This window comes from Streptomyces sp. NPDC001980 (assembly GCF_040296885.1).
Taxonomy (GTDB): Bacteria; Actinomycetota; Actinomycetes; order Streptomycetales; family Streptomycetaceae; genus Streptomyces.
This window is the reverse complement of record NZ_JBEOYD010000005.1, coordinates 56,562-83,331: the sequence shown is the minus strand read 5'-3', so window position 1 is coordinate 83,331 and position 26,770 is coordinate 56,562. Positions and strand designations below refer to the sequence as shown.

Sequence of the window (26,770 nt, the reverse complement as noted above, 5' to 3'; positions counted from 1 at the left end):
ATGACGCCCAAAGGAGAACAAAGCGCCGGAGCTTCGCTCGACGACCGGATCACCGGAGCACTGGTCGGGGCCGCCGTCGGCGACGCCCTCGGCGGTCCGGTCGAGGGCTACTCCCCCGACCAGATCCTCGAACGCCACCGCGGCCGCGTCCACGGCATCGTCGGCCCCTGGAACGGCGACGCCTGGCGCACCGCCCGCCCCATCGCGCCGTACCACAAGGGCGACGGGCACGTCACCGACGACACCTTGATGACCCATGCGCTGGTACGGGTGTACGACAGGGTCCGCGACCACCTCGACGCGTACGCGATCGCCGACCACCTGGTCCCGGACCTGATGACCAACCCCCGCTGGATCCCGGAACTGGAGGCGGAGGCTCTCCCCCTGCACCGCGTCTTCCTCGCCGAGAAGTGGCTCGCGACCCGCCTCCACTACGGCCATGCCGACCCCCGCGAGGCCGGCGTCGGCAACATCGTCAACTGCGGTGCGGCGATGTACATGGCCCCGGTCGGCCTGGTCAACGCGGCGAACCCGCGGGCCGCCTACGCCGAGGCCCTGGACATCGCGGGCGCCCACCAGTCGTCGTACGGCAGGGAGGCGGCGGGCGTCTTCGCGGCGGCGGTGGCGACGGCGACGGCACCGGGCGCGACACCGGACTCCGTGGTCGGCGTCTGCCTGTCCGTGGCGAAGGACGGCACCCGCGAGGCGATCGAACGCGTCTGTGAAACGGCGGCACACCACTCCGACTTCGAGTCGGCGCTCACCCCCCTCCGCGACGCGATCGCCCCCTACGACACGGTGGGCCCCGACTACCGGTCCCCCTCCCTCGGCGCCCGCCGCCCCTCCCGCCTCCACGCGATCGAGGAACTCCCCGTCGCCCTGGGCATGTTGCTGGTGGCAGACGGCGACTACCGGCACGCCGTCCTCGGTTCCGTCAACTACGGCCGGGACTGCGACTCCATCGCGACGATGGCGGGCGCGATCGCCGGGGCGCTCGGCTCGCCGGTTCCGGAGGACTGGTCGAAGCGGGTCGCCGAGGCCAGCCGCCTCGACCTCTGGGAACCGCCCCGGGTCCTGACCGGGGTGGCCAGGGAGGTCTTCGCCCGCGACGTCGAACGCCACCGCACCCACGAGGAGTCCTTCGCCCGCCTCGGAGGTCAGAGTTGCTCCGACTGACCTGGGTCCAGCCCGAGGACCTGCTGGGCCACGAGCTGCGCCAGGCACGGCAGGACGGGCGGGAGCCGTCGGCGATCGAGGCGAGGTGGCGGGCGGCGGGGGGCGCGCCCGCGCCGAGCCGGTCCGGGGCGTCGCCGGACCGGGCGTCCCGCTACCTCCGCCAGCTGGCGGAGGACCTGCTCGACGAACTCGCCGACCTGCCGAGCAGGTTGAACGAGCCGACGGATCTGGCCGACATCAAGGCGCTGTGTCCGGAGTGGCCGAACGCCCACCGAGGAGGGCAGTGCAGGCCGTCGTGCGACTGCGGGTGCAATGTGGCTGATCGCGCAGTTCCCCGCGCCCCTGACGGGGCGCTGCAGCCGCCGCTTCTTTCCAGCTCAGCCGCGGGCAGTCGTGCCGCTGGGGCGATGGGGGTCCCCCCGCTCGAGCGAAGCCGAGAGTGGGGGAGGGTGGGCGCTGGGGGTCCCCCCTCTGGGGGAGGCACCCTGCCAGCGCCGGTAAGCGTCCCCACCCCCCGCACGTACCACGCCGCCTGGCTGGGCCGAGCCGTCGGCTGCCTCCTCGGCAAACCCGTCGAGAAGCTCCCCCTCCACGCCATCCGCGAACTCGCCCGCGCCACCGGCAACTGGCCGCTGAACCACTACTTCACGGCCCACGGCGTCCCCGCCGAACTCCTCTCCGCGCACCCCTGGAACCGCCGCTCGGCCCCCACCTCCCTCGCCGAGAACATCGACGGCATGCCCGAGGACGACGACCTCAACTACCCCCTCCTCAACCTCCTCCTGCTCCAATGCCACACCAGGAACTTCACCACCGCCGACGTCGCCGCCCTCTGGCTCGACGAGCTCCCCGCCGGCCGCACCTTCACCGCCGAACGCGTCGCCTACCGCAATCTCCTCACCGGCATCGAACCCCCGCACACCGCCCGCCACCGCAACCCCTTCCGCGAGTGGATCGGCGCCCTCATCCGCGCCGACGCACACGGCTGGACCAACCCCGGCGACCCCGCCGCCGCGGCGGAACAGGCCCACCGGGACGCCACCCTCACCCACACGGCCAACGGCGTCTACGCGGCGATGTTCACGGCGGCCGTCATCGCCACCGCCGCCACCGGCACCCACGACGTCCACGCCTGTCTGCGCACCGGCCGATCCGTGATCCCACCCCGCTCGCGCCTCGCCCGCGCCGTCGACCACGCGATCCGGCTCGCCGAGGAACGCGACGACTTCGACACCGTCGTCGACGAACTCCACGCCACCCACTCCCCCACCCACCACTGGGTGCACGCCATCCCCAACACCGCGCTGATCGCCGCCGCCCTCACCCACGCCGACGGCGACTTCACCGGCTCCGTCTGCCGCGCGGTGAGCGGCGGCTGGGACACCGACTCGAACGGCGCGACCGCCGGCTCCGTCGCCGGGCTGCTCGCGGGGGACCCCGACGCGCTCCCCGACCGCTGGACGACCCCGCTCAAGAACCGCCTCGCCACCTCCGTCGCCGGCTTCGACGGCACCGGCTTCGACACCCTCGCCCACCTCACTCACCTGGAGGCAACCCGCTCATGACCCACATCGCCGTACTCGGCAGCACGAACATGGACCTCGTCGCGTACGCCGAGAGGACCCCGCAGCTCGGCGAGACCGTGACGGGCCGGGCGTTCCGCACGATCCCCGGCGGCAAGGGCGCCAACCAGGCGATCGCCGCCGCCCGCGCCGGCGCCACCGTCTCGATGATCGGCGCGGTCGGCCACGACGTCTACGGCGCCCGGTTGCGCGAGACCCTTGAACACTCCGGCGTGGACACGGACTCGCTGCGCACGATCGAGGGCCCGTCCGGCACCGCGCACATCGTCGTGGACGACGAGGGCGGCAACGCGATCGTCGTGATCCCCGGCGCCAACGGCACCGTCGACCATCTCGCCCCCGGCGACGAGGGCGTCATCGCCTCCGCCGACACCCTCCTCCTCCAGCTGGAGATCCCCCTCGGGGCGGTGGTGGCCGGTGCGCAGGCCGCCCGCCGGCACGGCGTCCGGACCATCCTCACCCCGTCCCCCGCGCGTCCGCTCCCGTACGAACTCCTCCACAACATCGACCTGCTGGTGCCCAACGAGCGGGAGGCGGCCACCCTCACCGACCGCGGTGACCCGCGCGACGCGGCGGCCGCACTCCTCGACCGGGTACCGCAGGTCGTCGTCACCCTGGGCGCGGCCGGCAGCCTCTACCTCACCCGCGACGCCGCGCCCCTCGTCGTCCCCGCGCCCCGGGTGACCGCCGTCGACTCGACCGGCGCGGGCGACACCTTCGTCGGCGCCCTCGCGGTGGCCCTGGCCGAGGAGAAACCGATCCGCGAGGCCCTGTCCTGGGCGGCAGCCGCGGCGGCGATCTCCGTCCAGCGGGAAGGGGCGACGGAGTCGATGCCGTACCGCCCGGAGATCGAAACCCAGTACACCGCATGAGGTACACCGCATGAGTACGACACCCACGACACCCACGACACCCACCGCACCCACGAGCCCGGCGACGCACCCCCAGTCCGCGCCCCCGCCCGCGCCCCCGCCCCTCACCGGTCTGCGCGTCCTCGATCTGGCCACCCTCTTCGCCGGTCCCCTGGCCGCCACCCTGCTCGGTGACTTCGGTGCCGAGGTCGTCAAGGTCGAGCACCCCGCCAAGCCCGACCCCTCCCGGGGCCACGGCCCGGCCAAGCAGGGCGTCGGACTGTGGTGGAAGCTGCTCGGCCGCAACAAGCGCACCCTCACCCTCGACCTGTCCAAGCCCGGCGGCCGTGCCACGCTCCTCCGGCTGGCCGCCACCGCCGACGTGATCATCGAGAACTTCCGCCCCGGCACCCTGGAGAAGTGGGACCTCGGCTGGGAGGAGCTCTCCGCCGCCAACCCGCGCCTGGTCCTGGCCCGGGTCACCGCCTTCGGCCAGTTCGGCCCCTATGCCCGCCGCCCCGGCTTCGGCACCCTCGCCGAGGCGATGAGCGGCTTCGCGGCGATCACCGGCGAACCGGACGCCCCGCCGACGCTGCCCCCGTTCGGGCTCGCCGACTCCATCGCGGCGCTGGCCACCGCGTACGCCGTGATGACCGCGCTCGCGGCCCGGGACCGCACCGGCGAGGGCCAGGTCGTCGACATGGCGATCATCGAGCCGATCCTGGCCGTCCTCGGCCCCCAGCCCACCTGGTACGACCAGCTCGGCTACGTCCAGGCACGCACCGGCAACCGGTCCGCCAACAACGCCCCGCGCAACACCTACCGCACGGCGGACGGAAGCTGGGTCGCCGTCTCCACCTCGGCCCAGTCGATCGCCGAACGCGTGATGTGCCTGGTCGGGCGCCCGGAGCTGATCGACGAGCCGTGGTTCGCGTCCGGTGCCGGCCGGGCCGCGCACGCCGACGTCCTCGACGCGGCCGTCGGCGGCTGGGTCGCCACCCGCTCCCGTGCCGAGGTGCTGGCCGAGTTCGAGAAGGCGGAGGCGGCGGTGGCGCCGATCCAGGACGTACGGGACGTCATGGCGGACCCCCAGTACCAGGCGCTGAACACGATCACGACCGTCCCCGACCCCGACCTGGGCCCGCTGCGCATGCAGAACGTCCTCTTCCGGCTCTCGGCCACCCCCGGCGCGATCCGCTGGACCGGCCGCCCGCACGGCGCCGACACGGAGGAGGTCCTGGCCGAGCTGGGCCTGACCCCGGCCCAGGTCCGGGCCCTGCGCGAGGAGGGCGCCGTATGACCACGGTGTCGTTCCCCCTGACCTGGCTGTACGTCCCCGGCGACCGGCCGCACGTCGTCGCCAAGGCGCTGGCCTCCGGGACCGACGTGGTGGTGATCGACCTGGAGGACGCGGTCGCCCCCGACCGCAAGGACCACGCCCGCGCCGCCACCGCCGAGCTCCTCGCCCGCCCCCAGCCGGTCCCGGTCCACGTCCGGATCAACGCCCTGGACACCCCCTGGGCCCAGACCGACATCGAGGCCCTGCTCTCCCTCCCCGGCCTCGCCGGGCTCCGCCTCCCGAAGGTCACGAGCCCGGAAGACATCCGCCGCCTCGCGGCCCGGACCACCGCCCTCCCCCTCTACGCCCTCCTGGAATCGGCCCTCGGCATCGAACACGCCTACGCCATCGCCGCCGCCCATCCCGCCCTGCGGGGCATCTCCCTGGGCGAGGCGGACCTACGGGCCGACCTGGGTGTACGGGACGACATCGGCCTCGACTGGTCGCGTTCCCGGATCGTGGTCGCCGCGCGGGCGGCGGGCCTCGCCCCACCGCCCCAGTCCGTCCACCCCGACACCCGCGACCTCAACGGCCTCGCCGCCTCCTGCGCCCGCGGCCGCGCCCTGGGCTTCCTGGGCCGCGCAGCGATCCACCCCCGGCAGCTCCCGATCATCGAACGGGCCTACCTCCCCACCGAGGCCGAACTGGAGCAGGCGGAAACGGTGATCAAGGCAGCCACCACGGAACAGGGCGCCCAGGCCCTCCCCGACGGCAGCTTCATCGACGCGGCGGTGGTGGCAGCGGCCCGCAGAACCCTGTCCCTGCTGAACCGCCGCTGATCCCTTCCATCCGCCGGACCTGCCGCAGCCCCTCGGCCCGCACACGAAGAGGGCGCCCGGTTCGATCCCGGGCGCCCTCTTCGTCGTACGACCAACAGGTCAGCTCTTCTTGGTCCCCGACCCGGCCTCGTCCTTGACCTCGTCCCTGGCTTCGGCGTCGTCCTCGGCTTCGGCCTCGTCGCCGGAGGCCTCGGCGTCCTTCGCCTCAACGGCCTCACCGGTACCGTCGGCCTCACCGGTACCGTCGGCCTCACCGGTACCGTCGGCCTCACCCGCACCGTCGGCCTCACCGTCGGAGACCCCCGGCTCGACCACCGTCTCCCGGCCCGGCCGCTTCTTCGCGGAGAGCACGATGTACAGCACCGCGAGCAGGAACACGATCAGCGCGGTCCAGTCGTTGAGGCGCAGGCCGAGGATGTGGTGGGCGTCGTCGACGCGCATGTACTCGATCCAGCCGCGGCCCACGCAGTACGCCGCGACGTACAGGGCGAAGGCCCGTCCGTGCCCGAGCTTGAAGCGGCGGTCGGCCCAGATGACCAGGAAGCCGACGCCGATGCACCACAGCGACTCGTAGAGGAAGGTCGGGTGGTAGTAGCCGGGAACGCGGCCGCCCTCGGAGGAGGTGATGTGCAGGGCCCACGGGAGGTGGGTCTCGCGGCCGTAGAGCTCCTGGTTGAACCAGTTGCCCCAGCGGCCGATCGCCTGGGCGAAGGCGATGCCGGGGGCGATGGCGTCGGCGTAGGCCGGCAGCGGGATGCCCCGGCGCCGGCAGCCGATCCAGGCGCCCACCGCACCGAGCGCGATCGCGCCCCAGATGCCGAGGCCGCCCTGCCAGACCTTGAACGCGTCGACCCAGTCACGGCCCGCGCTGAAGTACAGCTCGTAGTCCGTGATCACGTGGTAGAGACGCCCGCCGACCAGGCCGAACGGTACGGCCCAGACCGCGATGTCGGCCACGGTGCCGGCCCGCCCGCCCCGGGCGATCCAGCGCTTGTTGCCGAGCCAGACGGCTACGAAGACACCGATGATGATGCAGAACGCGTAGCCGCGCAGCGGGATGGGTCCGAGGTGGATCACTCCGCGCGACGGGCTGGGAATGTAGGCAAGTTCTTCCATGGCAGGGTCGACGCTACCGTGCCGGACCGGGCCGACGGCAACCAGCCCGGCTACGGCTCCATAACGGGGGCGTGAGAATCGCTTACTCCCCCTTACTGCTTGTTCGCATCCTCGACCAGCTGCTTCAGCTTGGCCGGGGTCATGGTCTGGTCCTGGTAGATGTTCTTGCCGTCGAGCAGGACGGTCGGCGTCCCGTCGAACTTGGCGGCCTGGAAGGCCTGGTTGGACTTGACGACCCAGGAGTTGTGCGTGCCGTCCTTGACGCACTTCTGGAACGCCGGCGTGTTCAGCCCCTGCACCTTGCCGGCCAGCTCGATCAGCTTGTCGTTGCTCGCGAACGCGTCGTCCGTTTCCTTCGGCTGGTTCTCGTACAGCACGTCGTGGAAGTCACGGAACTTCCCGGCGTCCTGGGCGCAGGCCGCCGCGTTGGCCGCGTTCCGGGAGCCGCTGCCGCCGAGGTTGCCGTCGATCAGCGTGACCAGGTGGTACTCGATCCTGAGCTGGCCGGCGTCGACCAGCTCGTGGAGCGTCGGGCGGTACGCCGTCTCGAAGGCCTGGCAGGCCGGGCAGCGGAAGTCCTCCCAGACGGTGAGCGTCGCCTTGGCTCCGTCCTTGCCGACCGGGATCGCGAGGCTGTCCTTGCCCTGCGCACCGGAGGGCGCCACGACCGGGCCGGAACTCGCGCTGCTCTTGTCCTTGCCCGAGTTCGCGGCGATCACGCCGATCACCGCCGCCAGGCCCAGGACGCAGACGACGCTCGCGCCCACGATCAGCGCGCGCCGTCGCTTGTCCGAGGCCCGCTGCTTCTCGCGCTCGGCCGCCAGCCGTTCACGGGCCATCCGCTTTCCGTCACGATTCTTCTCGCTCACACCCCCAGAACGAACCGGGGAGGCGCACCGCGCCTCCCCGGTCCCAGGTCCACCCGTTCGAGTGACCGAATGTTCCGTTGTGTCCAGCGGTACCCCGGTGGGTCCACGCCTGCGGGTCTACGCCTGTCCGCGCACGCCCTTCGCCAGGTCCCCTGCGAGTTCGCGGACGGCCGCCACACCGGCCGCCCGGTCCGGCGCGTCCAGCATCCGCTTCACGAAGGCCGAGCCGACGATCACGCCGTCGGCGAAGCCGGCGACCTCGGCGGCCTGGGCCGCGTTGGAGACGCCGAGGCCGACGCAGACGGGCAGCTCGGTGCCGGTGGCCCGGGTGCGCCCGACCAGGTCCTGGGCCTGCGCCCCGACCGATTCACGCGTGCCGGTGACGCCCATCAGCGAGGCCGCGTAGACGAACCCGCTGCCCGCCGCCGTGATCTTCGCGAGCCGCTCGTCCTTGCTGCTCGGCGCCACGACGAAGACCGTCGCGAGGCCGTGCTTCTCGGCGTGCTCCCGCCACAGGGCCGACTCCTGCACCGGCAGGTCGGGCAGGATGCAGCCCGCGCCACCGGCCTCGGCGAGCTCCGCGGTGAAGCGCTCGACGCCGTAGCGGTCGATGGGGTTCCAGTACGTCATGACGAGGATCGGCTTGCCGGTGGCCTCGTGGGCCTCCCTGACCGTGCGCATGACGTCCGCGATCCTGACGCCGCCGCGCAGGGCGATGTCGTCCGCGGTCTGGATGACCGGGCCGTCCAGGACCGGGTCGCTGTGCGGCAGCCCGACCTCGACGACGTCCGCGCCGCCGTCCAGGGCGGCCTTGATCGCCTCGATGCCGCCGTCCACGGTCGGGAACCCGGCCGGGAGGTAGGCGATGAGCGCGGACCGGCCCTCGGCCTTGGCACCCGCGAGGGTGTCGGACAGCAGCTGAATGTTCCCGCTCACTTGGCGTCCCCCTCGATCTCGGCGGTGTCGGCGGCGTTGGCCGCGACTTCGGCGTCGGCGTCGGTGTCGTACAGGCCGAAGTAGCGCGCGGCGGTGTCCATGTCCTTGTCGCCGCGGCCGGACAGGTTGACGACGATCAGCCCGTCCTTGCCGAGTTCCCTGCCGACCTCCAGGGCACCGGCGAGGGCGTGGGCGCTCTCGATGGCCGGGATGATGCCCTCGGTGCGGGAGAGCAGGCGCAGGGCCTGCATGGCCGCGTCGTCGGTGACCGCGCGGTACTCGCCTCGGCCGGAGTCCTTGAGGTAGGAGTGTTCGGGGCCGATGCCGGGGTAGTCCAGACCGGCCGAGATCGAGTACGGCTCGGTGATCTGGCCCTCGTCGTCCTGGAGGACGTAGGACCGGGAGCCGTGCAGGATGCCGGGCTCGCCGGCGGTGAGGGTGGCCGCGTGCTCGCCGGTCTCGATGCCGTGCCCCGCGGGCTCGCAGCCGATGAGGCGGACGCCCGCGTCGGGGATGAAGGCGTGGAAGAGGCCGATGGCGTTGGAGCCGCCGCCGACGCAGGCGATCGCGGCGTCGGGGAGGCGGCCGGCCCGCTCCAGGAGCTGGCGGCGGGCCTCGACGCCGATGACCCGGTGGAAGTCGCGGACCATCGCCGGGAAGGGGTGCGGTCCTGCGACCGTGCCGAAGAGGTAGTGGGTGTGGTCGACGTTGGCCACCCAGTCGCGGAACGCCTCGTTGATGGCGTCCTTCAGGGTGCGGCTGCCGGACTTCACGGAGATGACCTCGGCGCCGAGCATGCGCATCCGGGCCACGTTCAGGGCCTGGCGCCGGGTGTCGATCTCGCCCATGTAGATGGTGCAGTCGAGGCCGAACAGCGCGCAGGCGGTGGCCGTCGCCACGCCGTGCTGGCCGGCGCCGGTCTCCGCGATCACGCGGGTCTTGCCCATGCGCTTGGTGAGCAGGGCCTGGCCGAGCACGTTGTTGATCTTGTGCGAGCCGGTGTGGTTGAGGTCCTCGCGCTTGAGGAAGATCCGGGCGCCGCCGGCGTGTTCCGCGAAGCGGGGGACCTCGGTGAGCGAGCTGGGGCGGCCGGTGTAGTTGACCAGGAGGTCGTCGAGCTCGCGGGCGAACTCGGGGTCGTGCTTGGCCTTGTCGTACTCGACGGCGACCTCGTCCACGGCGGCGACGAGGGCCTCCGGGATGAACTTGCCGCCGAAGGCACCGAAGTAGCCCTCGGGCGAGGGCACCTGACCGGTGGGGTCAGGGAAGAAGAAATCGCTGGGCATGCCAGAACCTCACGGTGAGTGCGTGTGAAAAGACACTATTCGCCGTGGGGGCGGAGTCCGTCGTACGACCTCAGGCCGTGTGTGGCCGGTCGCGCTCATGCGGCGGCAGCTGCAAATCGAACGGAGCCCCGCGCCCCTGAGGGGCGCGCTGCCATCGACGTCCGTTGACCTGCCCGGGCTCGTCACCGATGACATAACGGACCCTGCGGCCGTGGATCCGCCTCGCCGGGGCCCGGCAGCCGCGAGGACGGCAGCCGCGCGCCAGGCGGGCGTACCGGTCCACTGCTGCCGTCACCGTGAGAGTCATCGGGATCAGCCTACCGGGTGATCAGCCGCGGCCGTGCCGCAGAGCCGGGTGTTCGCCCGCAGCCACCAGGTCGGCCACCGCCGACTTGGGGTCGCGGCCCGTGACCAGGGATTCGCCGACCAGGACCGCGTCGGCGCCCGCGTTGGCGTACGCGATCAGGTCGTGCGGGCCGCGGACGCCGGACTCGGCGACCTTGACGACGTGGGCGGGGATCTCCGGGGCGACCCGCTCGAAGGTGGAGCGGTCGACCTCCAGGGTCTTCAGGTTGCGCGCGTTGACGCCGATCACCTTGGCGCCCGCGTCCACCGCGCGCTCGACCTCGTCCTCGTCGTGGACCTCGACGAGCGGGGTGAGGCCGATGGACTCGGCGCGCTCGATCAGCGACTCCAGGGCCGGCTGGTCGAGGGCGGCGACGATCAGCAGCGCGAGGTCGGCGCCGTACGCGCGGGCCTCCCACAGCTGGTACGACGTGACGATGAAGTCCTTGCGCAGCACCGGGATGTCCACCCGGGCCCGGACCGCCTCCAGGTCGGCCAGCGAGCCGCCGAAACGGCGCTGCTCGGTCAGGACCGAGATGACGGCCGCGCCGCCCGCCTCGTAGTCCGCGGCGAGCCCTGCCGGGTCGGCGATCGCGGCCAGCGCGCCCTTGGACGGGCTGGAGCGCTTCACCTCACAGATGACCTTGACGCCCTCACCGCGCAGCGCGGCCACGCCGTCCTTGGCGGCCGGCGCCTTCGCCGCGCGCTCCTTGAGCTCGTCGAGGCTGACGCGCGCCTGCCGTTCCGCGAGGTCGGCACGGACTCCGTCGATGATCTCGTCGAGCACACTCACGCGAGCGGCCCCCTTCCGGACGGTTCTTCCAGGCGGTCAAAAACCCATGGGCCGAAAACTCATGGTCACTGCGATGGTATCCGGAGGACGGGGTAGGCCTCACATCCGGTTGACGCCGGTCCCAGTACCTGGACATCCACCAGTTGATCAAGGATGCAACCAGCCACCGAAGGGCAGGTTCCGGACAACGGTGAAGACCAGCAGCAACACGCCCAGGCTCCACGCCTGCACCGGCCTGAGCTCGATCCGGGCGGGCCGGCCGCGCGCCGCGCGCACCACCCAGACGGTCCACACCGCGGCGAAGGCCAGATAGGCGAGGACGCCAGCCGCGTTGTCCCGCAGTGCGGCCAGGAAGTCGCCGTGCACGAACGCGTGCGCGCTGCGCAGGCCGCCGCAGCCGGGGCAGTACAGGCCGGTGAACCGGTAGAGCGGGCAGACCGGGTAGTGGCCGGGCTGGTTGGGGTCGACGGTGCCGACGTAGGCGAAGGCTCCGACGACGGCGCCCAGCACGGTGACGGGCACGGCCAGCCGGCCCCGGAGGGAGGGCATCACCGGTGGGGCGGCTGCGCTGTGGCTGTCGGCGTTCACGCCTCGCATTGTGCCCCGTACGGTCGGCGCACGCGCACGAGGGGCGCCCCGGTGTCCCGGGGCGCCCCTCGGAAAGTGCTGCGGCTCAGCTCTCGACGGCGGCCGGCTCGCGGGGGGCGGACGGGGCGGCGGCCGTGGTGGTGTACGCGAGGGCACCGTTCTGCTTCGGCTGGCCAAGGCCCATGGAGCGCATGATCATGCCGACCACGCCGCCGAGGAGCACGATCGCCATGCCGGCCCAGAAACCCACCGGCTGTGCCATCACCATGAAGGCGCCCGCGACGCAGAAACCGATGAAGGCGATGGTGACGCCGGTCCAGGCGGCCGGGGTGTGACCGTGGCTGCTGCCCGCCATGACTTGCTCCTCGTTGCTGGTACGTGTCGTACGGGCCCGAGCTCGTACGTGTCCTTCCGGACGCTCGCCCTCCATTGTCCCGTACCCACAGGTGTGCCAGGAGCTGGGGTGGCGTCTGATTCGCCACATCGAATTTCGACGCCCCGAACTCTCAGCGCCCCGCCGAAGGCTGGGGGAGGAACTGCGCGACCAGCCACGACGGCGCCGCGGACGACGAACGACCCACTCGGCGCCCCCGAAAACAAGGCGTCACGCGCCCGTGGGATCCTCACCCCGATCGAGCGCCTTCCAGATGTCCTCCGGCCGGTCGGGATCGACCGGCTTGGGCGCCCGCCGCGGCCGCTCCGCCCCCGTGCCGCGCTCGTAGCGCCCGGACATGGCGGGCCACAGCCGCCCGTAGCGCAGCGCCAGCAGCCCGGCGACCAGGATGAGCGCGCCGCCGGCCGCGGCGACGTACGGCCAGCCGGTGTGGCTGAGTGCGGCGACCGTGGCGGACGTGTCGCCGCTGGCCTCGGCGGCCTTCTCGTCGAGCGCGGAGCCGTCGGACGCGCCGAGCAGGGCCGCGGCGACGATGCCGGCGCCGGAGAGCGCGAGGAGGCCGGAGACCAGGAAGCGGCCGGCCTTGCGGACGGCGAAGACGGCGACGAGCGCGGCGAGGCCCACTATGGCGAGGGCCGCGGGGACGCCCGTGACGTCGCTGCCCCTCGCGGTCAGGGGGAAGTCGCCGCCGGCCACCGTCGCGGTGCCCTCCGCCCAGCGCTGCCGGGTGGACAGCAGGGCCACGGCCGCGCCGAGCGCGCCGAAGAGCAGCGCGACGGCGAGGCTGCGGCGGCCGGACCGGGCGGGTTCACCGGCTTCGGACGTGGGGTGAGGAACAGCAGTCACGTACTCCACTATCGCCTGAACCGCGCGCGAACGGTCACCCGGGGTCGGGTGATAAGCGCCCTACTTGCCCAGTCTGTTGGCCGTGTGCACCGCCCGCAGGACGGCCGCCGCCTTGTTGCGGCACTCCTGGTCCTCGGCGACCGGGTCGGAGTCGGCGACGATGCCGGCGCCCGCCTGGACGTACGCCGTGCCGTCGCGGAGCAGGGCGGTGCGGATGGCGATGGCGGTGTCGGAGTCGCCGGCGAAGTCGAGGTAGCCGACGCAGCCGCCGTACAGCCCCCGCCTCGACGGCTCCAGTTCGTCGATGATCTGCATCGCCCGGGGCTTGGGGGCGCCGGAGAGGGTGCCGGCCGGGAAGCAGGCGGTGAGGACGTCGAAGGCGGTGTGGCCCGCGGCGACCCTTCCGGTGACCGTCGAGACGATGTGCATGACGTGCGAGTACCGCTCGACGGACATGAAGTCGACGACCTCGACGGAGCCGGGCTCGCAGACCCGCCCCAGGTCGTTGCGCCCGAGGTCGACGAGCATCAGGTGCTCGGCACGCTCCTTGGGGTCGGCCATCAGCTCGTCGGCGAGGGCCTGGTCCTCCTGCGGAGTGGCGCCGCGCGGCCGGGTGCCGGCGATGGGGTGCACCATGGCCTGCCCGTCCTCGACCTTGACCAGTGCCTCCGGGGAGGAGCCGACGACGTCGAAGCCGTCGAACCGGAAGAGGTACATGTACGGGGACGGGTTGGTGGCCCTGAGGACCCGGTACACGTCCAGCGCACTGGCCGTGCACGGGGTCTCGAAGCGCTGGGAGGGGACGACCTGGAAGGCCTCGCCCGCGCGGATGCGCTCCTTGATGTCCTCGACGGCGACCTGGAAGTCGGGGCCGCCCCACAGGGCGGTGTACTCGGGGAGTTCGGAGGGCGGCAGGACGGCGGGCGGCTGGGCGACCGGGCGGGAGAGGTCCGCCTCCATCGCGTCCAGGCGGGACACGGCGTCGGCGTGGGCCTCGTCGACGCCCGTGTCGAGGTCGTTGTGGTTGATCGCGTTGGCGATCAGCAGGACCGAGCCCTCCCAGTGGTCCATGACGGCGAGGTCGCTGGTGAGGAGCATGGTCAGCTCGGGGAGCTTGAGGTCGTCGCGCTCCCCCGGGCCGATCTTCTCCAGGCGGCGCACGATGTCGTAGCCGAGGTACCCGACCATACCGCCGGTGAAGGGGGGCAGCTCCTGGTCGTGCGGGGTGTGCAGGGCCTCGATGGTGGCGCGCAGGGCGGCCAGCGGGTCGCCGTCGACGGGCACGCCGACGGGCGGGGTGCCGAGCCAGTGGGCCTGGCCGTCGCGGGCGGTGAGGGCGGCGGCGGAGCGGACGCCCACGAAGGAGTACCGGGACCAGGAGCGGCCGTTCTCGGCGGACTCCAGCAGGAAGGTGCCGGGGCGCTCGGCGGCGAGCTTGCGGTAGAGCGCGACCGGGGTGTCGCCGTCGGCGAGGAGCTTGCGGGTGACCGGGATGACGCGCCGGTCGGCCGCGAGCTTGCGGAAGGTCTCGAGGTCCATGGCGGCAGACCTTACTGATCGGAGGCGGGTACGCCGGAATCGGTGGCTTCGTGGCCGTGCTCGGCGTCCTTGAGGAGCACGTCGGCGTCGAAGCAGGTGCGGTCGCCGGTGTGGCAGGCGGCGCCGACCTGGTCCACCTTGACCAGCACGGTGTCGGCGTCGCAGTCGAGGGCGACCGACTTCACCCACTGGAAGTGGCCGGAGGTGTCGCCCTTGACCCAGTACTCCCGGCGGCTGCGCGACCAGTAGGTGCAGCGGCCGGTGGTGAGGGTCCGGTGCAGCGCCTCGTCGTCCATCCAGCCGAGCATCAGCACCTCGCCGGTGTCGTACTGCTGGGCGATGGCGGGGAGGAGTCCGTCGGCGCTGCGCTTGAGGCGGGCGGCGATCTCCGGGGCGAGGCCACTGGACGGGGGCGTACCCGTCGTACCGGTCGTACTGGTCATGGGTGCCATTGTGCCGCGCGGCACCGACAGTCACGGTCCGTGTCCACTGTCCGGACGGTGCGTGTGGTCGTAGGCTGGCGGTATGTCGACCTTCGCCAAGCGTGAACGGCTCCTGCTCGCCGACCTCTTGGAGACCGCCGGTCCCGAGGCACCGACCCTCTGCGAGGGCTGGCTGACCCGTGATCTGGCCGCGCACGTGGTGGTGCGCGAACGCCGGCCGGACGCGGCCGGGGGCACGATGATCAAGCAGCTGGCGCCGCGCCTCGAGAAGGTGACGGCCGAGTTCGCGGCGAAGCCGTACGAGGAGCTGATCCAGCTGATCCGGACCGGTCCGCCGCGGTTCTCGCCGTTCCAGCTCAAGCAGGTGGACGAGGCGGCCAACACCGTCGAGTTCTACGTGCACACCGAGGACGTCCGGCGGGCCCAGCCGGACTGGTCGGCGCGGGAGCTGGACCCGGTCTTCCAGGAAGCCCTGTGGACCCGCCTGGAGCGCACCGCCCGGCTGCTCGGCCGGGGTCTGCCGACGGGCCTGGTGCTGCGCCGCCCGGACGGCCAGACGGCGGTCGCCCATCGCGGCGCCCCCGTGGTGACGGTGACGGGCGAGCCCTCCGAGCTGCTGATGTTCGCGTTCGGCCGGCAGAGCACGGCGAAGGTCGAGGTGACCGGCGACGAGAACGCGATCGCCAAGCTGCACGAGTTCAAGAAGCTGGGTATCTGAGGAGCCCCGGTGATCAGGGTCGCGATGACGAGCGTCTACGTGGACGACGTGCCGAAGGCGCACGCCTTCTACACGGGCGTCCTCGGCTTCGAGACCCGTACCCGCCTGGACCTGGGCGACGGCACCCTGTTCGTCACGGTCGGCGCTCCGCAGGGCGGCCAGCCGGACCTCCAGCTCCTGCTGGAGCCCGGCCAGGGCCCCCTCGCCGACCCGTACCGCAAGGCCGTCTACGAGGCGGGGCTGCCGGCCATCGTCTTCTCCGTGGACGACATCCGTTCCGAGTACGACCGCCTGCGCACCCTGGGCGTCCGCTTCCCCCACGAACCGCGGGACCAGGGTCCGGTGCTCGCCGCCGTCCTGGACGACACGGTCGGCAACCTGATCCAGCTGACCCAGCCGAAGGGCTGACCGCCCTCAGCGGGGCAGTTCGGCCCGGCGCAGCCCGGGCACGGCCAGCGCGACGACCCCGCCGAGTCCGCAGACGGCGGCGCTGACGACGTAGACCGGGCCGAGCCCGAAGGCGCCGATCGCGGCGGCCGTGAACGGCATGCTCAGCGGGGTGAGACCGAGGCTGATCAGGCTGGAGACGGAGGTGACCCGGCCCAGGTGGGCGGGGTCGGCCTGGGTCTGCAGCAGTGCCCCGCACATGGCGCCGCTGAGCCCGGCGAGCAGGCCGATCAGCAGGGCGACGCCGACCGCGCCGACGAGGCCCGGTACGAAGGCGAGGGCGCCGATCGCGACCGAGCCGGCGAGGATCGAGAGGCCGGCGACCAGTCCCGCGCGCGGCAGCCGACCCCGCACCGTCAGCAGCAGTGAGGCGGCCCCGGCGCCGACGCCGAACCCCGCGAGCACCCAGCCCACCCCGGCCGCACCCCAGCCGCGCCGGTCGGCGAGCAGGGTCAGCCCGACGTTGAGGGGGCTGACGAAACCCAGGTCGCCGAGGGCGATGGCCAGCATCAGCGGGGCCAGGACGCGGTGGCGGCGGATGTGGGCGAGTCCGGCCCGCAGGTCCTGCCAGGGGGTGGGGGCGGCGACCCGGTCGTCGGCCGGGAGTTCCCGCACCCGCAGGGTCGTCAGCAGGGGTACCGAGACGGCGATGAGCAGCCCGGCGAGGCCGAAGGCGGCCGCGGCGCCGCCGACGGCCACGCCGAGGCCGCCGAGCGGGGCGCCGAGGATGCTCGCGACGCGTAGGGCGACACCGCGCATGCCCTGCACGCGCGCGAGCTGGTCGCGGCTGGTCACGCGCGCGGGGAGGGCGCCCACGGCGGGCATGAACACGGCGTCGACGGTGCCGAAGACCAGGGCGAGGGCCGCGAGCGGCCACAGGCCGGGGCTGGTCAGGAAGAGCAGCGCGGCCACGGCGAGGGCGGCCGCGCAGCGGACCGCGTCGGAGCCGATGACGACCCGGCGGGGGCCGAACCGGTCGGCTATCACCCCGCCGAACAGCATCAGCACGGCTCTGGGCAGCGCGCTGACGGACATCACCGCCCCGGCCTGCGCGGGCGAGCCGCCCTGCACGGCGGCCCAGGACAGGGCGATGTAGTAGACGCTGTCGCCGACCATGGAGGAGGTGTAGGCGCCGAGCCAGCGCAGGACGTTGGCGTCGCGGTGGGCGGGGCGCGGCGGCGCGGCGGTGGCGGGGGCTGTGAGGGGCGCGGTCACGAAGGTGGGCCCTTCTCAGGGGCGGAACGGGAAGCCGTACACGTGCAGCGCGACGTGCTCGCGCCCTTCGGTGTCGCCGTTCGCCTCGGCGGACCGGCCCTTCTCGTCGTACTTCCTGGCCAGGGCGACCAGTTCCTCGCGGAGTTCGTCCAGTTCGGCCGCGGTCAGGCGGAGCAGGGACTCGCTGTCGGGGGCGGCGGCGTTCCACTCGGTGCTCCAGGTGGCGCGCTCGTCGAGGTAGCGGCGGTACAGGTCGGTCCGCTGATCGTGGAAGAGCCGGGTGGCGGCGAGGTGGGCGGCCGCCTTCTCGGGTGCGTCCCGGAAGTCGCGGTCCCGGATGGCGATGCCGTCGGACGCGGGCTGCCACCAGCGTTCCCGGCCGTCCGCGCTCTGCGGCTCGGCCGCTTCGATGAGGCCGTGCTCGGCGAGCTTGCGCAGGTGGTAGCTGACCAGCGAGACGGCCTCGTCCACCTGCTCGGCGAGCTGCGAGGCCGTCGCCCTGCCGGCCACGCACAGGCCTCGGTAGAGCTTCATGCGCAGCGGGTGGGCCAGCGCCTTGAGGGTGCCCACGTCGGTGATCGGGCGGTCCCGCTCCCTGTCCGTCATGCCGCCGACCGTAGATACGAAAGGAAAGTTGCGCAATATATTTTGCGCAACTTCTCTTTCGTACCTGTTCGTGAAAAGGCCCCGGCCGCCCACCGGGGCGCCGGGGCCGAAGCTCGGTGCGGCGTCACCGCACGGGGTGTCCCGCCTCCCGAAGCGTCTGCTTCACCTGGCCGATCCGCAGGTCGCCGAAGTGGAAGACGGAGGCGGCGAGGACCGCGTCCGCGCCCGCCGTGACGGCCGGGGGGAAGTGGGCGAGGGCACCGGCGCCGCCGGAGGCGATGACCGGGACCGTGACGTGCTTGCGGACGGCGGTGATCATCTCCAGGTCGTAGCCGTCCTTGGTGCCGTCCGCGTCCATCGAGTTGAGCAGGATCTCGCCCGCGCCCAGCTCGGCGGCCCGGTGTGCCCACTCGACGGCGTCGATGCCGGTGCCGCGGCGGCCGCCGTGGGTGGTGACCTCGAAGGATCCCGACTCGGTGCGGCGGGCGTCGACCGACAGGACCAGGACCTGGCGGCCGAAGCGTTCCGCGATCTCGCGGATCAGGTCCGGGCGGGCGATGGCCGCCGTGTTGACGCCCACCTTGTCGGCGCCGGCGCGCAGGAGCTTGTCGACGTCCTCCGCCGTACGGACGCCGCCGCCGACCGTCAGGGGGATGAAGACCTGCTCGGCGGTGCGGCGGACCACGTCGTAGGTGGTCTCCCGGTTGCCGGAGGACGCGGTGATGTCCAGGAAGGTCAGCTCGTCGGCGCCCTCCGCGTCGTACACCTTGGCCATCTCGACCGGGTCGCCCGCGTCGCGCAGGTTCTGGAAGTTGACGCCCTTGACGACCCGGCCGTTGTCCACGTCCAGGCAGGGGATGACTCGGACCGCCAGGGTCATGAATCCACGGCTCCTCTGTATGCCTCTAGCTCTGCCTCGACCAGGATGCGCGGGTCGACGAAGCCGGTCACCACGACGAACGTGGTCACCGGGCGCACCGAGTCGAAGACTTCTTTGTGGGCGCGTCCCACCGCGTCCATGTCGCGTGCGTGCGCGAGGAACAGGCGGGTGAGGATCACCGACTCCGGTCCGAGCCCGAACTCGGCGATCGCCTCCAGGGCTGCGGCGAAGGCCACCCTGGCCTGCTCGTACGGGTCGCCCTCCCCGTACAGCACGGTGCCCTTGAAGGACGTCGTACCGCCCACCACCACGCGGTCGCCCGCCGCGACGGCGCGGGCGAAACCGAAGCTCTCCTCCCAGGGACTTCCGCTCTGCACGCGCCGTACGGCATCGGACGTCATCGTGACACTGCCTCCAGTGCTTCTTCCAAGGTGAACGCCTTGGCGTACAGGGCCTTTCCGACGATGGCACCCTCGACACCGAGGGGTACCAGGTCGGCCAGCGCGCGGAGGTCGTCCAGCGACGACACGCCGCCGGAGGCCACGACCGGCCGGTCGGTCGCGGCGCACACGTTGCGCAGCAGTTCCAGGTTCGGGCCCTGGAGGGTGCCGTCCTTGGCGATGTCGGTGACGACGTAGCGGGCGCAACCCTCCTTGTCGAGGCGGGCGAGCGTCTCGTAGAGGTCGCCGCCGTCGCGGGTCCAGCCGCGGCCCCTGAGGGTCGTACCGCGTACGTCCAGGCCGACCGCGATCCGGTCGCCGTGCTCGGCGATGACCTTGGCGACCCACTCCGGGGTCTCCAGGGCGGCCGTGCCGAGGTTCACGCGCGTGCAGCCGGTGGCGAGGGCCGCGGCGAGGGTGGCGTCGTCGCGGATGCCGCCGGACAGCTCGACCTTGATGTCCATCGCCCCGGTGACCTCGGCGACCAGCGCGCGGTTGTCGCCGGTGCCGAACGCCGCGTCCAGGTCGACCAGGTGCAGCCACTCGGCGCCCGACCGCTGCCAGGCGAGCGCGGCCTCCAGCGGGGAGCCGTAGGAGGTCTCGGTCCCGGACTCGCCGTGCACGAGGCGGACGGCCTGGCCGTCGCGGACGTCGACGGCGGGAAGGAGTTCGAGCTTGCTCACAGTGTTCCGATCCAGTTGGTGAGGAGCTGGGCGCCGGCGTCGCCGGACTTCTCGGGGTGGAACTGGGTGGCCCACAGGGCGCCGTTCTCCACGGCGGCCACGAACGGCTTGCCGTGCGTCGACCAGGTCACCAGCGGGGCCCGCAGCGCCGCGTTGTGCGTCTCCAGCGACCAGCCGTGGACGGCGTAGGAGTGCACGAAGTAGAAGCGCGCGTCGGCGTCCAGGCCGGCGAACAGTTCGGAGCCGGCCGGCGAGTCCACGGTGTTCCAGCCCATGTGGGGCACGATCTCGGCCTGGAGCGGCTCGACCGAGCCGGGCCACTCGTCGAGGCCCTCGGTCTCCACGCCGTGCTCGATGCCGCGCGCGAACAGGATCTGCATGCCGACGCAGATCCCCATCACCGGCCGCCCGCCGGACAGCCGGCGGTCGATGATCCAGTCCCCGCGCGCCCCGCGCAGGCCCTCCATGCAGGCGGCGAAGGCGCCGACGCCGGGCACCAGCAGGCCGTCCGCGTTCATGGCCTTGTCGAAGTCACGGGTGATCTCGACGTCGGCCCCGGCGCGGGCGAGGGCGCGCTCGGCGGACCGGACGTTCCCGAAGCCGTAGTCGAAGACCACCACACGCTTGGGAGCGGTCAATTCCACACCTCCAGCCTCATGACGCCCGCCACCAGGCACAGTGCGGCGCTGATCGAGAGCAGCACGATCAGGCTGGTGGGCATCTTCTGCTTGACGAAGGAGATGATTCCGCCGACCAGGAAGAGGCCGACGACGATCAGTATGGTCGAGAGGCTGTTCATCGCTTACAGCGCGCCCTTCGTCGAGGGGAGGATGCCGGCCGCGCGCGGGTCGCGCTCGGAGGCGTAGCGCAGCGCCCTCGCCAGCGCCTTGAACTGGCACTCCACGATGTGGTGCGCGTTACGCCCGTACGGTACGTGCACGTGCAGGGCGACCTGCGCCTGGGCGACGAAGGACTCCAGGATGTGCCGGGTCATGGTGGTGTCGTACTCGCCGATCATCGGCGCCATGTTCTCCGGCTCGGTGTGCACGAGGTACGGACGGCCGGACAGGTCGACCGTGACCTGGGCGAGGGACTCGTCCAGCGGGACCGTGCAGTTGCCGAAGCGGTAGATGCCGACCTTGTCGCCGAGGGCCTGCTTGAAGGCGGCGCCGAGGGCGAGGGCGGTGTCCTCGATGGTGTGGTGCGAGTCGATGTGCAGGTCGCCGTCGGTCTTCACGGTGAGGTCGAACAGACCGTGCCTGCCGAGCTGGTCGAGCATGTGGTCGTAGAAGCCGACGCCGGTGGCGATGTCGGTCTTGCCGGTGCCGTCGAGGTCGATCTCGACGAGGACCGAGGTCTCCTTGGTGGTGCGCTCCACGCGCCCTACGCGGGTCATGCGTCCAGCTCCTTCTTGACTTCACGTACCGCGTCGAGGAACGCGTCGTTCTCTTCGGGGGTTCCGGCGGACACCCGCAGGAAGCCGGGCACGCCGTTGTCCCGGACGAGGACTCCCCGGTCGAGGATCTTCTGCCACACCGCGTGCGGGTCCGCGAACCGCCCGAACTGCACGAAGTTGGCGTCGGACTCGGTGACTTCGAGGCCCGCCGCCCGCAGTTCGGCGACCAGCCGGTCCCGCTCGGCCTTCAGCTGCTCGACGTACTTCAGCAGCGTGTCGGTGTGCTCCAGGGCGGCCAGCGCGGTCGCCTGGGTGATCGCCGACAGGTGGTACGGCAGCCGTACGAGCTGGACGGCGTCCACCACCGCGGGGTGGGCGGCGAGGTAGCCGAGGCGCAGGCCGGCCGCGCCGAAGGCCTTCGACATGGTCCGGGAGACGACGAGATTCGGCCGACCTTCGAGCAGCGGCAGCAGCGAGGCGCCGTGGCTGAACTCGATGTAGGCCTCGTCGACCACCACCATCGAGGGCTTGGCGGCCTGGGCGGCCTCGTAGAGCGCGAGGACCGTCTCGGCCGGCACCGCGTTGCCGGTGGGGTTGTTGGGGGTGGTGATGAAGACGACGTCCGGCCGGTGCTCGGCGATGGCCGCCACGGCCGCCGCCACGTCGAGGGTGAAGTCCTCGTTGCGGGAGCCGGAGATCCAGCGGGTGCCGGTGCCGCGCGAGATGAGCGAGTGCATCGAGTACGACGGCTCGAAGCCGATCGCCGTACGGCCCGGTCCGCCGAAGGTCTGCAGCAGCTGCTGGATGACCTCGTTGGAGCCGTTGGCCGCCCACACGTTCTCGATGGTGAGCGGGTGGTTGCCGGTCTTCGTCAGGTACTTGGCCAGCTCGGTGCGGAGCTGGACCGCGTCCCGGTCGGGGTAGCGGTTCAGGTCCCGGGCGGCCTCGCGCACCCGCTCCGTGATCCGCTCGACCAGCGGTTCGGGCAGCGGGTAGGGGTTCTCGTTCGTGTTCAGCCGTACGGGGACGTCCAACTGGGGCGCGCCGTAGGGGGACTTGCCGCGCAGCTCGTCCCGTACGGGGAGATCGTCGATGCCGAAGCTCACTTGCCCGTCGGTACCTTCCATCCGAACCTCGCCTTGATCGCCGCGCCGTGCGCGGGCAGGTCCTCCGCCTCCGCCAGCGTGACCACGTGGTGCGCGACCTCGGCCAGCGCGTCCCGCGTGTAGTCGACGATGTGGATGCCGCGCAGGAAGGACTGGACGGAGAGCCCGGAGGAGTGGCAGGCGCAGCCGCCGGTGGGCAGCACGTGGTTGGAGCCGGCGGCGTAGTCGCCGAGGGAGACCGGCGCCCAGGGCCCGATGAAGACCGCGCCCGCGTTCCGCACCCGGTCGGCCACGGCGGCGGCGTCGGCCGTCTGGATCTCCAGGTGCTCGGCGCCGTACGCGTCGACGACCCTGAGGCCTTCGTCCACTCCGTCGACCAGGACGATCGCGGACTGCCGGCCCTTGAGGGCGGGGACGATCCGGTCGTCGACGTGCTTGGTGGCCGCGACCTGCGGCGCCAGCTCCTTCTCGACCGCGTCGGCGAGCTCGACCGAGTCGGTGACCAGGACGGCGGCGGCCAGCGGGTCGTGCTCGGCCTGGCTGATCAGGTCGGCGGCGACGTGCACCGGGTCGGCGGTGGCGTCCGCGAGCACGGCGATCTCGGTCGGACCGGCTTCGGCGTCGATGCCGATCCTGCCGGTGAAGTACCGCTTGGCGGCGGCCACCCAGATGTTGCCGGGGCCGGTGACCATGTTCGCGGGCGGGCAGGACTCGGTGCCGTACGCGAACATCGCGACGGCGGTGGCGCCGCCGGCCGCGTACACCTCGTCGACGCCGAGCAGGGCGCAGGCGGCGAGGATGGTCGGGTGCGGCAGGCCGCCGAACTCGGCCTGCGGCGGCGAGGCGAGCGCGATGGACTCGACGCCGGCCTCCTGCGCGGGCACCGCGTTCATGATCACGGAGGACGGGTAGACCGACCGACCGCCGGGCGCGTAGAGCCCGACGCGCTCCACCGGCACCCACTTCTCGGTGACGGACCCGCCCGGCACGACCTGCGTCGTGTGGGCCGTACGACGCTGCTCGCGGTGGACGAGGCGGGCGCGCCGGATGGACTCCTCCAGGGCCGCGCGCACGGCCGGGTCGAGCTCGTCCAGCGCCTTGGCCAGGGCCTCGGCCGGGACCCGGACCTGCTCCAGCGTGACCCCGTCGAACTTCTCGGCGAAGTCGATCAGCGCCGCGTCGCCCCGATGATGCACGGCCTCGCAGATCGGACGCACCTTCTCCAGGGCGGCCGAGACGTCGAAGTCGGCTCGGGGCAGCAGGTCGCGCAGGGCGGGTCCCTCGGGGAGGGCGTCGCCGCGCAGATCGATTCGGGAGATCACGGAATCAATTCTCTCAGACGGCACTCACGGCCCGTCCGCGCGTATCAATGGCTGATACAGAACGTGACCCGACGGCTGCACCGGCCGCCGGTCCGTGGCTGATACACGGCGCGGGCCGACGGCCGGTACATAGCCTGGCCGGAACCCGGAAGATCACCTTCACTAACTGTGTTCGAGATCTCACGCACCGGGCATCACCGGTTGTACCGAACATGACCCGCGAGTAGTTGAGGAAGAAGGAAAAGCCGTGACCGAGGGGGACGGCGTCCGGGACGGGGATCTGCCGGACGATCTGACCGCGGCCGAGGCCGGTATGTGGCAGGCGTTCCGCAACGGCAGCGTGTACGACCTGAGCAGCGGCGACATGCACGTGGACGATCCGCACGGCGGCCACCCGTGGGGGCCCGAGCGGACCGTGCGGGCCCGGATCGTCTGCTGGCTGCTGCTCGACGGCCCGCCGGCGCTCGACGGCCGGGTGGCCTCGCTGAAGCTGGCCGGCGTGCGGATCACCGGCGCCCTGGACCTGGCGGGCGGCACGGTCACGCCGTACATGGAGTTGCGCGGCTGCCGGTTCGACGACGAGATCCTGCTGCCGGAGGCGCATTTCACGACCGTGCGGCTGATCGACTGTGCGGCGCCGCGCCTTGAGGCCGCCCGGGTGCACACGGAGGGTGACCTGCACCTGCCGCGCTGCCGCTTCCTCGGCGGGGTCCGGCTGACCGACGCGCACATCGGCACCGATCTGCTGCTGAACCAGGCGGTGGTGTACCGGGACCGCAGCGGGCGGTCGATCGCGGCGGACGGCATGACCGTCGGCCAGGACCTGCAGGCGGAGCTCCTGGAGACGCACGGGGAGCTGAGCCTGCGCAGCGCCAAGGTGGGCGTCTCGCTGAGCCTGCGCGGGGCGCGGCTGCGCAACCCCGACGGACGGTTCGCGCTGAACGCGCCGCAGCTGACCGTCGGCCGGACCCTGTACCTGACCCCGGCCGGGGTGGGCGGCCCCTGGCAGAGCGGGACGACCCCGGCGCGCGGGACGCGGATCCAGCGGTTCGAGTGCCAGGGCGGGGTCCGGCTGGACGACGGGCGGTTCGGGGACGCGGTGGACCTGGAGCGGGCGCGGCTGACCTTCACGGACGACCAGGAGCTGTCGCTGCGCCGGGTGCAGGCGCCGGAGCTGCGGTTCCTCGGGGAGGAGCCGCAGCGCGGGCGGGTGGTGCTGTCCGGCGCCCGGGTCGTCAACCTGGTGGACCGGGCGACCAGCTGGCCGGGTCCTGGACGGCTGCACATGGGCGGCTTCGGCTACGAGAACCTGGTGCCGCAGGGCCCGTTCCCGCTGACCCGGCGCCTGGGCTGGGTGGCGGCGGCGACCGCCGAGTACAACCCGGAGCCGTACGAGCGGCTGGCGACCGTGCTGCGGGCCGCCGGCGAGGACGAGGACGCCCGCGAGGTGCTGCTCGCCAAGCAGCGGCGGCGCCGCGAGACGCTGCCGCCGGCCGCCAAGCTCTGGGGGTACGCGCAGGACCTGACGGTGGCCTACGGCTACCGGCCGGGCCGCGCGGCGGTGTGGATGGCGGTGCTGTGGGCGGCGGGCACGCTCGCGTTCGCGCACGCCCCGCATCCGCCGATGAACTCGGGCGGCCACCCGGCCTGGGATCCGGCGCTGTTCGTCCTGGACCTGCTGCTGCCGGTGATCGATCTGGGCCAGGTCGGCCAGTGGCGGCTCACCGGCGGCTGGCAGTGGGCGGCGGCGGCGATGATCCTGCTGGGCTGGATCCTGGCGACGACCGTGGCGGCGGGGGCGACGAGGCTGCTGAGGCGGGGGTGACGAGGCTGCTGCGGCGAGGGTGACGACTGGGGCCGCGGAGGCAGCCGAGGGGGTCTCGCTGACAGGTACCGAACAGGTGAGCAACAGTCACCTTTTACTCGCCCTTGACCGTCGACCATACAACTTTCATGGAGTTGGCCATACCGTCTGGCGCTGCCCCGACCTGCGGACTTTCAATGGTCAACGCCATGGCTTCGCTGCGCGCGCTCTTCCGTTCCGCACGGAGGGCCACGAACGCTCCGCCTCTCGCCGCCGGACCGCTCCCGGGTGACGACGAGGTATTCCTCGACGCGCCCGACGAACGGCTCGCGCCCGCGCTGGTCGCGGCCGGCCGGGGCGAGTACGCGGCGGCCGCGACGCTGCTGGCCGGCACCCGGGACTCGGCCGAGTGGGAGGAACGCGACCGGTACGTGCACCGGCTCGCGCTCTTCGCCCGCTCCCGCGCCGAGTGGCTCGGCCAGTGGGCCGCGGCCGTCCCGCACGACCCGGACCTGCTGCTGGTCCAGGCCCAGCTCGCGGTGGTGCACGCCTGGGACTCCCCCGCCCGCGCGGAACTCCTGCGCCCGCTCAGCCCGCTGATCACCGCGGCGGCGCGCGGCGACGACCGCGACCCGGTGCCGTGGCGGATCGCGCTCGACCACGCCCGCGGGACGAACGCCGGCCACAAGTACTTCGAGGAGCTGTGGGAGGCGGCGGTCCGCCGCGCCCCGCACCACTACGGCTGCCATGTGGCGGCGCTGCGCTATCTGGGCACGTACTGGCACGGCTCGCACGGCGAGTGCTTCGACTTCGCCGACCTGGCGGCACAGGACGCTCCGGCCGACTCCCTCGTACAGGCCCTCCCCGCCCGCGCCGCCTTCGCCTACCTCACCGACGGCTGCGGCCCCGAGGTGCCGCGGGCCCGCCTGGACGCGGCGGCCGACCGGGCGATCGCGCTCTCCGCGCGGTTCCCGGCGGCCGACACCTGGCCGGCCGAGATCCGCAACAAGCTGATGTACCTGCTGGTCCGCCTGGAACGCTGGGAGGCCGCCCGCGCCCAGCTGCATCTGATCGGCCCGTACGTCACGTCCTTCCCCTGGGGCCGGCTCTCCGAGGACCCGCTGGGCCATTTCGTACGCCTGCGCACCCACCTGCTGGCCGGTACGGAACCGCTCCCCGAGGCCGTGACGATCCCCTCGCCGAGGGCCGCGGGGCGCCCACGGGCCGAGCACGGCGGACATGTTCCCGCCGATGACCACTAGGCTGTGGC

At 72.5% G+C, this 26,770-nt stretch carries 30 protein-coding genes; 9 read left to right on the top strand and 21 right to left on the bottom strand.

Going from position 1 to position 26,770, the window contains the following annotated elements; genetic code table 11:
• From ABT137_RS09310 to ABT137_RS09290, 5 genes are read left to right on the top strand one after another with little or no spacing between them, the layout of a single operon-like run.
• A complete protein-coding gene (locus ABT137_RS09310; protein WP_351704964.1) occupies positions 1 to 1,176 on the top strand; it encodes an ADP-ribosylglycohydrolase family protein in 1,176 nt (391 codons plus the stop codon).
• Positions 1,164 to 2,741 (top strand): ADP-ribosylglycohydrolase family protein, encoded by a 1,578-nt coding sequence (locus ABT137_RS09305; protein ID WP_351704961.1) that lies wholly within the window; start codon positions 1,164 to 1,166, stop codon positions 2,739 to 2,741. Before ABT137_RS09310 ends, ABT137_RS09305 begins: the two co-directional genes overlap by 13 nt.
• The gene (gene rbsK / locus ABT137_RS09300; protein WP_351704958.1) at positions 2,738 to 3,631 is read left to right on the top strand and encodes a ribokinase; all 894 of its coding nucleotides are present in this window, start codon (positions 2,738 to 2,740) and stop codon (positions 3,629 to 3,631) included. Before ABT137_RS09305 ends, rbsK begins: the two co-directional genes overlap by 4 nt.
• 10 nt (positions 3,632 to 3,641) lie before the next feature.
• Positions 3,642 to 4,910: a CaiB/BaiF CoA transferase family protein gene (locus tag ABT137_RS09295; RefSeq protein ID WP_351704955.1), complete on the top strand. Its 1,269-nt coding sequence runs from the start codon at positions 3,642 to 3,644 to the stop codon at positions 4,908 to 4,910.
• Positions 4,907 to 5,728 carry an HpcH/HpaI aldolase/citrate lyase family protein gene (locus tag ABT137_RS09290; RefSeq protein WP_351704952.1) on the top strand — a complete coding sequence of 274 codons (822 nt, stop codon included), beginning with the start codon at positions 4,907 to 4,909 and terminating at the stop codon, positions 5,726 to 5,728. Before ABT137_RS09295 ends, ABT137_RS09290 begins: the two co-directional genes overlap by 4 nt.
• Positions 5,729 to 5,827: 99 nt before the next feature.
• On the opposite strand, the gene lgt is transcribed toward ABT137_RS09290, so the two are convergent.
• The 11 genes from lgt to hisI form a co-directional block, all read right to left on the bottom strand.
• Positions 5,828 to 6,844: a prolipoprotein diacylglyceryl transferase gene (gene lgt / locus ABT137_RS09285; protein WP_351704949.1), complete on the bottom strand. Its 1,017-nt coding sequence runs from the start codon at positions 6,842 to 6,844 to the stop codon at positions 5,828 to 5,830.
• A 92-nt stretch (positions 6,845 to 6,936) separates the two neighbouring features.
• The gene (locus ABT137_RS09280) at positions 6,937 to 7,713 is read right to left on the bottom strand and encodes a DsbA family protein (protein WP_351704946.1); all 777 of its coding nucleotides are present in this window, start codon (positions 7,711 to 7,713) and stop codon (positions 6,937 to 6,939) included.
• A 117-nt stretch (positions 7,714 to 7,830) separates the two neighbouring features.
• A complete protein-coding gene (gene trpA / locus ABT137_RS09275) occupies positions 7,831 to 8,649 on the bottom strand; it encodes a tryptophan synthase subunit alpha (RefSeq protein ID WP_351704943.1) in 819 nt (272 codons plus the stop codon).
• On the bottom strand, positions 8,646 to 9,935 hold the full coding sequence (gene trpB, locus ABT137_RS09270; protein WP_351704940.1) for a tryptophan synthase subunit beta: 1,290 nt from the start codon (positions 9,933 to 9,935) through the stop codon (positions 8,646 to 8,648). Before trpB ends, trpA begins: the two co-directional genes overlap by 4 nt.
• A 70-nt stretch (positions 9,936 to 10,005) precedes the next feature.
• The gene (gene trpM / locus ABT137_RS51010) at positions 10,006 to 10,242 is read right to left on the bottom strand and encodes a tryptophan biosynthesis modulator TrpM (protein WP_502984494.1); all 237 of its coding nucleotides are present in this window, start codon (positions 10,240 to 10,242) and stop codon (positions 10,006 to 10,008) included.
• Between the two features lie 21 nt (positions 10,243 to 10,263).
• Positions 10,264 to 11,073: an indole-3-glycerol phosphate synthase TrpC gene (trpC, locus tag ABT137_RS09265; RefSeq protein ID WP_351704937.1), complete on the bottom strand. Its 810-nt coding sequence runs from the start codon at positions 11,071 to 11,073 to the stop codon at positions 10,264 to 10,266.
• A gap of 147 nt (positions 11,074 to 11,220) precedes the next feature.
• Complete coding sequence (locus tag ABT137_RS09260) at positions 11,221 to 11,670, bottom strand: DUF2752 domain-containing protein (protein ID WP_351704934.1); 450 nt, start codon at positions 11,668 to 11,670, stop codon at positions 11,221 to 11,223.
• 76 nt (positions 11,671 to 11,746) lie between these two features.
• A complete protein-coding gene (locus tag ABT137_RS09255) occupies positions 11,747 to 12,016 on the bottom strand; it encodes an HGxxPAAW family protein (RefSeq protein WP_351704931.1) in 270 nt (89 codons plus the stop codon).
• A gap of 249 nt (positions 12,017 to 12,265) precedes the next feature.
• Positions 12,266 to 12,910 carry a TIGR02234 family membrane protein gene (locus tag ABT137_RS09250; RefSeq protein WP_351704928.1) on the bottom strand — a complete coding sequence of 215 codons (645 nt, stop codon included), beginning with the start codon at positions 12,908 to 12,910 and terminating at the stop codon, positions 12,266 to 12,268.
• Between the two features lie 51 nt (positions 12,911 to 12,961).
• On the bottom strand, positions 12,962 to 14,440 hold the full coding sequence (locus tag ABT137_RS09245) for an anthranilate synthase component I (protein WP_351704925.1): 1,479 nt from the start codon (positions 14,438 to 14,440) through the stop codon (positions 12,962 to 12,964).
• A gap of 11 nt (positions 14,441 to 14,451) precedes the next feature.
• Positions 14,452 to 14,892: a phosphoribosyl-AMP cyclohydrolase gene (gene hisI / locus ABT137_RS09240; protein ID WP_351705790.1), complete on the bottom strand. Its 441-nt coding sequence runs from the start codon at positions 14,890 to 14,892 to the stop codon at positions 14,452 to 14,454.
• Positions 14,893 to 14,965: 73 nt separating this feature from the next.
• On the opposite strand from hisI, the gene ABT137_RS09235 reads away from it, so the two are divergent.
• Entirely contained in the window at positions 14,966 to 15,601 is a 636-nt protein-coding gene (locus ABT137_RS09235; RefSeq protein ID WP_351704922.1) for a TIGR03085 family metal-binding protein, read from the top strand.
• Positions 15,602 to 15,610: 9 nt separating this feature from the next.
• Entirely contained in the window at positions 15,611 to 16,009 is a 399-nt protein-coding gene (locus ABT137_RS09230) for a VOC family protein (protein ID WP_351704919.1), read from the top strand.
• 6 nt (positions 16,010 to 16,015) lie between these two features.
• On the opposite strand, the gene ABT137_RS09225 is transcribed toward ABT137_RS09230, so the two are convergent.
• The 10 genes from ABT137_RS09225 to hisD all read right to left on the bottom strand — a co-directional run bounded on the left by ABT137_RS09225 (position 16,016) and on the right by hisD (position 23,696).
• Entirely contained in the window at positions 16,016 to 17,263 is a 1,248-nt protein-coding gene (locus ABT137_RS09225) for an MFS transporter (protein ID WP_351704916.1), read from the bottom strand.
• Between the two features lie 15 nt (positions 17,264 to 17,278).
• Positions 17,279 to 17,869: an ArsR/SmtB family transcription factor gene (locus ABT137_RS09220; protein ID WP_351704913.1), complete on the bottom strand. Its 591-nt coding sequence runs from the start codon at positions 17,867 to 17,869 to the stop codon at positions 17,279 to 17,281.
• A gap of 124 nt (positions 17,870 to 17,993) precedes the next feature.
• Entirely contained in the window at positions 17,994 to 18,749 is a 756-nt protein-coding gene (gene hisF, locus ABT137_RS09215) for an imidazole glycerol phosphate synthase subunit HisF (protein ID WP_351704910.1), read from the bottom strand.
• Positions 18,746 to 19,150 (bottom strand): Rid family hydrolase, encoded by a 405-nt coding sequence (locus tag ABT137_RS09210; RefSeq protein WP_351704907.1) that lies wholly within the window; start codon positions 19,148 to 19,150, stop codon positions 18,746 to 18,748. Before ABT137_RS09210 ends, hisF begins: the two co-directional genes overlap by 4 nt.
• Positions 19,147 to 19,872 (bottom strand): bifunctional 1-(5-phosphoribosyl)-5-((5-phosphoribosylamino)methylideneamino)imidazole-4-carboxamide isomerase/phosphoribosylanthranilate isomerase PriA, encoded by a 726-nt coding sequence (gene priA, locus ABT137_RS09205; RefSeq protein WP_351704904.1) that lies wholly within the window; start codon positions 19,870 to 19,872, stop codon positions 19,147 to 19,149. Before priA ends, ABT137_RS09210 begins: the two co-directional genes overlap by 4 nt.
• A complete protein-coding gene (gene hisH, locus ABT137_RS09200; protein ID WP_351704901.1) occupies positions 19,869 to 20,510 on the bottom strand; it encodes an imidazole glycerol phosphate synthase subunit HisH in 642 nt (213 codons plus the stop codon). The genes priA and hisH overlap by 4 nt, the downstream gene beginning before the upstream one ends.
• Positions 20,507 to 20,671 carry a CG2302 family histidine operon protein gene (locus tag ABT137_RS09195; RefSeq protein WP_351704898.1) on the bottom strand — a complete coding sequence of 55 codons (165 nt, stop codon included), beginning with the start codon at positions 20,669 to 20,671 and terminating at the stop codon, positions 20,507 to 20,509. The genes hisH and ABT137_RS09195 overlap by 4 nt, the downstream gene beginning before the upstream one ends.
• Positions 20,672 to 20,674: 3 nt before the next feature.
• Positions 20,675 to 21,268 (bottom strand): imidazoleglycerol-phosphate dehydratase HisB, encoded by a 594-nt coding sequence (gene hisB / locus ABT137_RS09190; RefSeq protein ID WP_028422551.1) that lies wholly within the window; start codon positions 21,266 to 21,268, stop codon positions 20,675 to 20,677.
• On the bottom strand, positions 21,265 to 22,374 hold the full coding sequence (locus tag ABT137_RS09185) for a histidinol-phosphate transaminase (RefSeq protein WP_351704895.1): 1,110 nt from the start codon (positions 22,372 to 22,374) through the stop codon (positions 21,265 to 21,267). Before ABT137_RS09185 ends, hisB begins: the two co-directional genes overlap by 4 nt.
• Entirely contained in the window at positions 22,371 to 23,696 is a 1,326-nt protein-coding gene (gene hisD, locus ABT137_RS09180) for a histidinol dehydrogenase (RefSeq protein ID WP_351704892.1), read from the bottom strand. The genes ABT137_RS09185 and hisD overlap by 4 nt, the downstream gene beginning before the upstream one ends.
• Before the next feature lie 247 nt (positions 23,697 to 23,943).
• On the opposite strand from hisD, the gene ABT137_RS09175 reads away from it, so the two are divergent.
• On the top strand, positions 23,944 to 25,521 hold the full coding sequence (locus tag ABT137_RS09175; protein ID WP_351704889.1) for an oxidoreductase: 1,578 nt from the start codon (positions 23,944 to 23,946) through the stop codon (positions 25,519 to 25,521).
• Positions 25,522 to 25,709: 188 nt separating this feature from the next.
• A complete protein-coding gene (locus ABT137_RS09170) occupies positions 25,710 to 26,762 on the top strand; it encodes a hypothetical protein (RefSeq protein ID WP_351704886.1) in 1,053 nt (350 codons plus the stop codon).
• Positions 26,763 to 26,770: the final 8 nt, after the last annotated feature.